Origin of the sequence: Salidesulfovibrio brasiliensis JCM 12178 (assembly GCF_001311825.1) — a bacterium.
GTDB classification, from domain to species: domain Bacteria; phylum Desulfobacterota; class Desulfovibrionia; order Desulfovibrionales; family Desulfovibrionaceae; genus Pseudodesulfovibrio; species Pseudodesulfovibrio brasiliensis.
Map to the genome: position 1 here is coordinate 21,305 of NZ_BBCB01000038.1, position 6,000 is coordinate 27,304.

Sequence of the window (6,000 nt, forward strand, 5' to 3'; positions counted from 1 at the left end):
TCGTGCTACACAGCGCATGCGATGGAGGCAACGGTGATTGAATTGCGAGGATTGACCAAGGAATATGCTGGGCAAAGCGCTCTCAAGGGAATCGATCTTGATGTTGTTCCCGGAGAAATCTTTGCTTTGCTTGGACCCAACGGTGCAGGGAAGACTACCACGGTAGGAATCGTGAGCGGCTTGGTCACTCCTACGGGTGGGGAGGCATACGTCGATGGCCGGCATGTGGTTCACCAAGCCGTGCAGGCAAGAAAACGGTGCGGTTTAGTGCCGCAGGCCGTGAATCTGGATATGGAGCTTACCGTTGCGGAGAATCTGGATTTCCACGCCAGGCTGCACGGCATGCCTTCAGCGCTCCGCAGATCAAGGCAACTTGAGTTGCTTGATCTTGTGGGGATGGCAGACAGAGCGAATTCTCGGGTCGATCGGCTTTCGGGCGGAATGAAGCGTCGGGTCATGGTTGCACGGGCGTTGATGCACGGTCCCGCCGTTCTGCTACTGGATGAGCCGACCGCAGGTTTGGACCCGGAGATTCGCAAGCGTATGTGGAGCATGTTGATGGGACTTCGCGCACAAGGCACCGCCATCCTGCTGACCACTCACTATATTGAGGAGGCCGAGTATCTCGCGGACCGTGTGGCCTTTTTGCACAAGGGCGTCATTGTCAGGATCGGAACGCCGAAGGAAATCATGTCCGAGATGGGACGCTGGGCGGTGGATGTGGTGCAGGAAGACGACGTGAGAAGCAGGTATTTCGAATCACGACGGGAGGCCGAGGCCTACCTGCTTGACTGCGGGGGAGTTCGTACCGTGCGGCAGGTTAACCTCGAAGATGCCTACCTCTGCATAACACACAGCGAGGTGGGCTAATGAATGGCGTGTGGGCTGTTTTTTACAGGGAGATGCTCCTGCTTCGCAGACGCAAGCACCGGTTTGTCGCTTCCATAACCGTAACCCCTTTGCTGTATCTTCTGGCTTTCAACTATGCAGCGGATGGCGCAGATGTAAACGGCGTCCCGTATGTGAGTTTTCTCGTGGTCGGTCTGGCCGCCATGACCTGCATGATGCAGGGGTACTCCATCGGTTCGGAGATCAATGTGGCGCGCTTTTACTGGAAGATTTTCGAGGAAGTACAGTGTTCCCCGGTTTCCGGGCGGGCCTATGTTCTGGGCGAAACCCTCGCGGGTTCCGTTCGCGCGTTGATCTCGGTCATGGTCGTGGTGGCCGTGGGAATCGCATTGGGGGCGATCTCCTTTCCCGGGCCGCTCTTTTGGTTCGCCGTCTTTCTCCTGGGGACGGTGTTCTCCTCCCTCGCCGTATGGATGGCCATGGTCGTGCGTGGGCATCAGGATCAGATGATGCTTTCAACTTTCGTGATCACTCCCATGGCGTTTCTTGGCGGCACTTTTTTTCCCGTGGACCGTCTGCCCCAGTGGGCGCAGTGGGTAGTCGAGTGGCTGCCGATTTCTCTGGCAGCCGATGCCATGCGAGCCTCGGCTCTTGATTTGGGTGTGGTCGGATGGTCCGCCCCAACTGCGCTTCTGGTCATGGCGGGCATTTTCTATCACATGGCCTGCCGCAGTGTTTCAAAAAGTAGAATGTGAGGTGACAGCAAGTGGAAGCAACCTACAGGCACTATCCGTTTTCTGCCGTTGTTGGACAGGATGAACTGAAAACCGCGCTGCTGCTCAATGCAGTCAATCCGCGTCTTGGAGGCGTCTTGATCCGCGGTGAAAAGGGGACGGCAAAGTCAACGGCGGTGCGCGCCCTGGCTGCGCTTTTGCCCAAGATTGAAACCTTGCCCTGTGAGTATGGCTGCGATCCCCGCAATCCCTCCGTCATGTGTGCCGCCTGCCATGAGGCCCATGCGGGAGCAAAAGAGGTGGAGACAGTTCTACGGTCAACCCGCGTGGTGGATCTTCCCGTGGGCGCGACAGAGGATCGGCTGGTGGGGACGCTGGATATTGAACGGGCCATCAAGCATGGTGAAAAGCATTTTGAACCCGGAATTCTGGCCCGCGCCAATCGCGGCATCCTCTATGTGGACGAGGTCAACCTGCTGGAGGACCACCTTGTTGACGTGCTGCTCGACGCCGCAGCCATGGGAGTGAACACGGTGGAACGCGAGGGCGTTTCCTTTTCGCATCCCGCACAGTTCATGCTGGTTGGGACCATGAATCCCGAGGAAGGCGAGCTGCGTCCTCAGTTGCTGGATCGTTTTGGGCTGTGCGTGACGGTTTCGGGCGTGACTGACGTGGATGCACGGGTGGAGGTCGTCAAACGCCGGGTGGAGTTTGAGGGGGCGCCCGAACGGTTCGTCAAGGAATGGGCTGGGGAAGAAGAAAGGATTGCGACCAAAATCGAGCATGCGCGGATGCAACTGCCGCTCGTAACCATCTCGGATGACCTTCTTCGTTTCATTGCCACCATATCCGTCAGCATGGATGTGGACGGCCACAGGGCGGATATCACCATGATGAAATGTGCGCAAACGCTGGCCGCCTGGGATGGTGTCGAGACAGTCGACAAAGGTCATGTGCATCGTGCAGCGGAGTTGTGTCTGGGGCATCGCATGCGCCGCAAGCCTTTTGAGGATGTAGGGGTGCATCAGGAAAAACTGGAAATCGTGCTGGCTCAGGCGTGAGGCAGGCATGAACTGGAGCTCGCGTCAGGTTTTTCCATTCAGTGCCATCGTCGGCCAGAAGCAGCTCAAGCGGGCTCTTTTGGCCAATGCGGTGCAGCCTTCGGTCGGCGGTGTGCTCGTTCGCGGGCACAAAGGCGCGGCCAAGTCCACTGCTGTGCGCGCCCTTGCCTCCATCATGCCGCAGGCAGATGTCATAGCCGGATGTCCTTTCGGCTGCGATCCCAATGGGCTGCAGTGTTCCTGGTGCGTGGCACGAAACGGCTCGGCGCAAGTTGAAAGCCGTCAGGTTCGGATGGTCGATCTGCCTGTGGGGGTGACCGAGGACCGGGTTGTCGGGGCTCTTGATTTCGAGCATGCCATGCGCACAGGCGATGTGCGGTTGGACCCGGGGCTGCTTGGACGAGCCAACCGTGGCGTTCTGTATATCGACGAAGTCAATCTGCTTGATGCGGGCGTAGTCGCTCTGGTGCTGGATGCCGCATCGTCGGGCTGGAACCGGGTGGAGCGCGAAGGCGTTTCGTTTGTGCATCCCTCGCGTTTCGTGCTGGTGGGGTCCATGAATCCCGAAGAAGGCTTGCCGGGGCCGCAGTTGGTTGACCGTTTCGGCCTGTGTGTGGATGTGGTCGGCTTGGTGGATGTTGAGCAGCGTGTCACGTTGATGCGTCGGCTGTTGCAGTTTGAAACAGACCCGATCGGTTTCGCCGAACAATGGGAACCCGCCCAGACGGCTCTCCGGAAAAGAATAGAGCGGGCGAGGCTGGCTGTGTCATCCATTGAAATCTCCAGTTCCCTGCTAAGGCGCATCGGCTGCATGGCACGGGACGCATGCGCCGCCGGGCATCGGGCTGAATTGACCATACGCCATGCGGCGCTGGCCCTTGCCGCTCTTGATCAGGCCGGGTCGGTGGACTCCACACATGTGGATGAGGCCGCAGAGATGGCATTGGCGCACCGCATGCGTCCGGCGCCACCACACAAGTCTCCGCCGCCCGCGCAAGATGACATGCGCCCGCAGCGGGATAAGGATCAGGCGGCCTCGCCTCAGCCGACGGACCAGCCTCCACCGAAGCACAATCCGGAAGAAGTCGATCCGGGAGAGCCCCCCCCGCAGCAGGGCAACGGCGGCCCTGCGTCCGAAAAGATGTTCGGCATTGGGGAATCGTATTCCGTCCGTCGCATCGAGCCGTCCAAGGATCGCCTTGCGCGCAGCAGTGCCGGTCGCCGCGCGAAAACCCGCACTCAAAGCCGTGCCGGACGGTATGTTTCCAGCCGCCTGCCGCGCGGAACCGGCGACATCGCCTTTGACGCCACTCTTCGGGCCGCTGCCCCCCACCAATCAAATCGTGCCGGAAGCGGACTGGCGCTGGCGCTTCGGCGGGAGGATCTTCGTGAAAAGGCTCGGGAAAGAAAGACCTCCACATTGATAATTCTGGCTGTGGACGCCAGTGGTTCCATGGGGGCAATGCGGCGAATGGAGGAGGCCAAGGGAGCGGTTCTTTCGTTGCTGCAGGACGCCTACCTCAAGCGCGACAAGGTGGGGCTGATTGCGTTTCGTGGCGAAGGAGCCGAGGAGTTGCTGCCCCCCACCCGCAGTATCGACCTGGCTCGCCGGTTTCTCTCCGAGTTGCCCACAGGCGGCCGAACCCCGCTTGCGGCGGGTCTGGCACAGGCATACGAGGTTGCTCAAAGGCAACTTTTGCGGGACCCGTGCTCCATCCCCATGCTGGTCATTGTCACGGACGGCAGAGCCAATGCTTCACAAGACGACAAGGATCCTTTGGCCGAGGCTTCACGCCTGGCCTTCGGTATCGGCATGGACGCGCGTCTGCACCCCGTTGTGGTCGATGTTGAGCAGGACGGCATGGTCAATCTTGGTCTGGCACGGCGCTTAGCCTGTCAGATGAACGCCCAGTATTACAAAATGGCCGACCTGCGCGGCGATCAACTCGCAGACTGTATCCGTCGTCAGGATATGGCGATTCGGGCTGACATTGATCGATAGCCACGAGTGCTTAAGGCTCGTGTCCATGTCGCTCTCGGCTTTGTATGGGAGGAGGCAAGCAAACCCCATATATCCTCGTGGTTCCTTTATGTTGTCACTTGTGCCAGTTCTGGCATTCAGCTGATCGATGTAGTTGTCAGCTTCATAAAGACATGCAATTCTGTAATCAAATAATCCCAACATCCCCCGGACCTAAGCCGCCATCCCCGTCACCGTCGCCTGAAATTGACACGGCACGGGTAAGGCGGTTCGGTCAAGGCCGAATGACCGAAGGGAATCCGCCCGAAGGGCTTGGCCTTGACCGGACCGGTGACCGTGCCAGCCTGCGGGCAGGCGACTGGCGGCAAAAAAACTTCAGAAAACTGGGGCCGTGACTGGAATTTGCCGAAAGTGACGTGGTATGGAAAGCCATAAACCTTGATACAAAGGAGGCACTACCACCGATCCGGTCGTCATAAGTTCGTGATGAAATCCGAACTGATGACGACGTACGAAGCCCACGGCTTCAACGCTTACCGCCGTTTTTCCGAAACAAACGGCGCCCTTTCCGAAACCAACGCCGGTTAAACGCATCAAACTTTGCCAGATGAACGACAGGACTACGCGCCTGCCGCTGCCAGCCTCCCCGAAGGTCACTTTCTGCTTGTTGCAGGCTTAAGACATATGCGCTTATGCGTGACATCCACTATTAAATGGACAATTAAAAAAGAGATCTCTTTTTACTGGGAACAGGGCATTCTTCATCCCGTATTTTGTTTGTGTGCGACTTTCGCCACAGGTTGCCCTATTTGGGCGGCTTGGCCCTCCTTGTTCTGAAGCGGTAATGCCTTTTCAGAGTGAGGAATGAAAGCAGATATCCTTGTGTCCGTTCGGCGTTCCGGCCCTGTGCCGATTGTTTTATTTAGGGGCAGTCCTAGATAACCGAGTTGGTTTAGGACAGCCCCTTTATCTATCGTAATGCTAGGCGTCCCGGACAGGGACGACCGGTTCTGAGTACACACCTTGCAGAGAGCATAGTCACCTCCTCGTTTTTTTATTCACCAAAAAAGAGCCCCTTCAGGGGGCTTTTCAGTTCTTTCCCTAACCAGTCAGGGAGAAGGTCTGGATGAGCAGAAAAGCATCTTTCGAAACGACATTTTTTGACGATTTTCATAAACATATGATTTGAATGAATATAAATTTTCAAAAAACCTACCCCTGAACCTAGAGATTTTCGTTTCGCACGTTGTAAGCAGGCGGGTTAACCAACAATCAGGATGGTCGTTTGGTGCCCGAAGTGTTGAAAGTCAAAGACGTAGCGAAGATGCTGAATTGCTCCGAAAGCCTTGTTAGGCGTGCGGACATGAAGCAGCGT

At 57.5% G+C, this 6,000-nt stretch carries 4 protein-coding genes; all 4 read left to right on the plus strand.

The genetic code is table 11. The annotated features are described in order from the left end of the window. Positions 1 to 33: 33 nt before the first annotated feature. From JCM12178_RS10450 to JCM12178_RS10465, 4 genes are read left to right on the plus strand one after another with little or no spacing between them, the layout of a single operon-like run. Positions 34 to 870 (plus strand): ABC transporter ATP-binding protein, encoded by an 837-nt coding sequence (locus tag JCM12178_RS10450; protein ID WP_054651167.1) that lies wholly within the window; start codon positions 34 to 36, stop codon positions 868 to 870. Next, positions 870 to 1,604, plus strand: coding sequence for an ABC transporter permease (locus JCM12178_RS10455; RefSeq protein WP_054651168.1), 735 nt, complete (start codon positions 870 to 872; stop codon positions 1,602 to 1,604). The genes JCM12178_RS10450 and JCM12178_RS10455 overlap by 1 nt, the downstream gene beginning before the upstream one ends. A gap of 11 nt (positions 1,605 to 1,615) precedes the next feature. Further along, complete coding sequence (locus JCM12178_RS10460; RefSeq protein WP_054651170.1) at positions 1,616 to 2,644, plus strand: magnesium chelatase ATPase subunit I; 1,029 nt, start codon at positions 1,616 to 1,618, stop codon at positions 2,642 to 2,644. Between the two features lie 7 nt (positions 2,645 to 2,651). Continuing rightward, on the plus strand, positions 2,652 to 4,646 hold the full coding sequence (locus JCM12178_RS10465; RefSeq protein WP_054651172.1) for a magnesium chelatase subunit D family protein: 1,995 nt from the start codon (positions 2,652 to 2,654) through the stop codon (positions 4,644 to 4,646). Positions 4,647 to 6,000 lie beyond the last annotated feature (1,354 nt).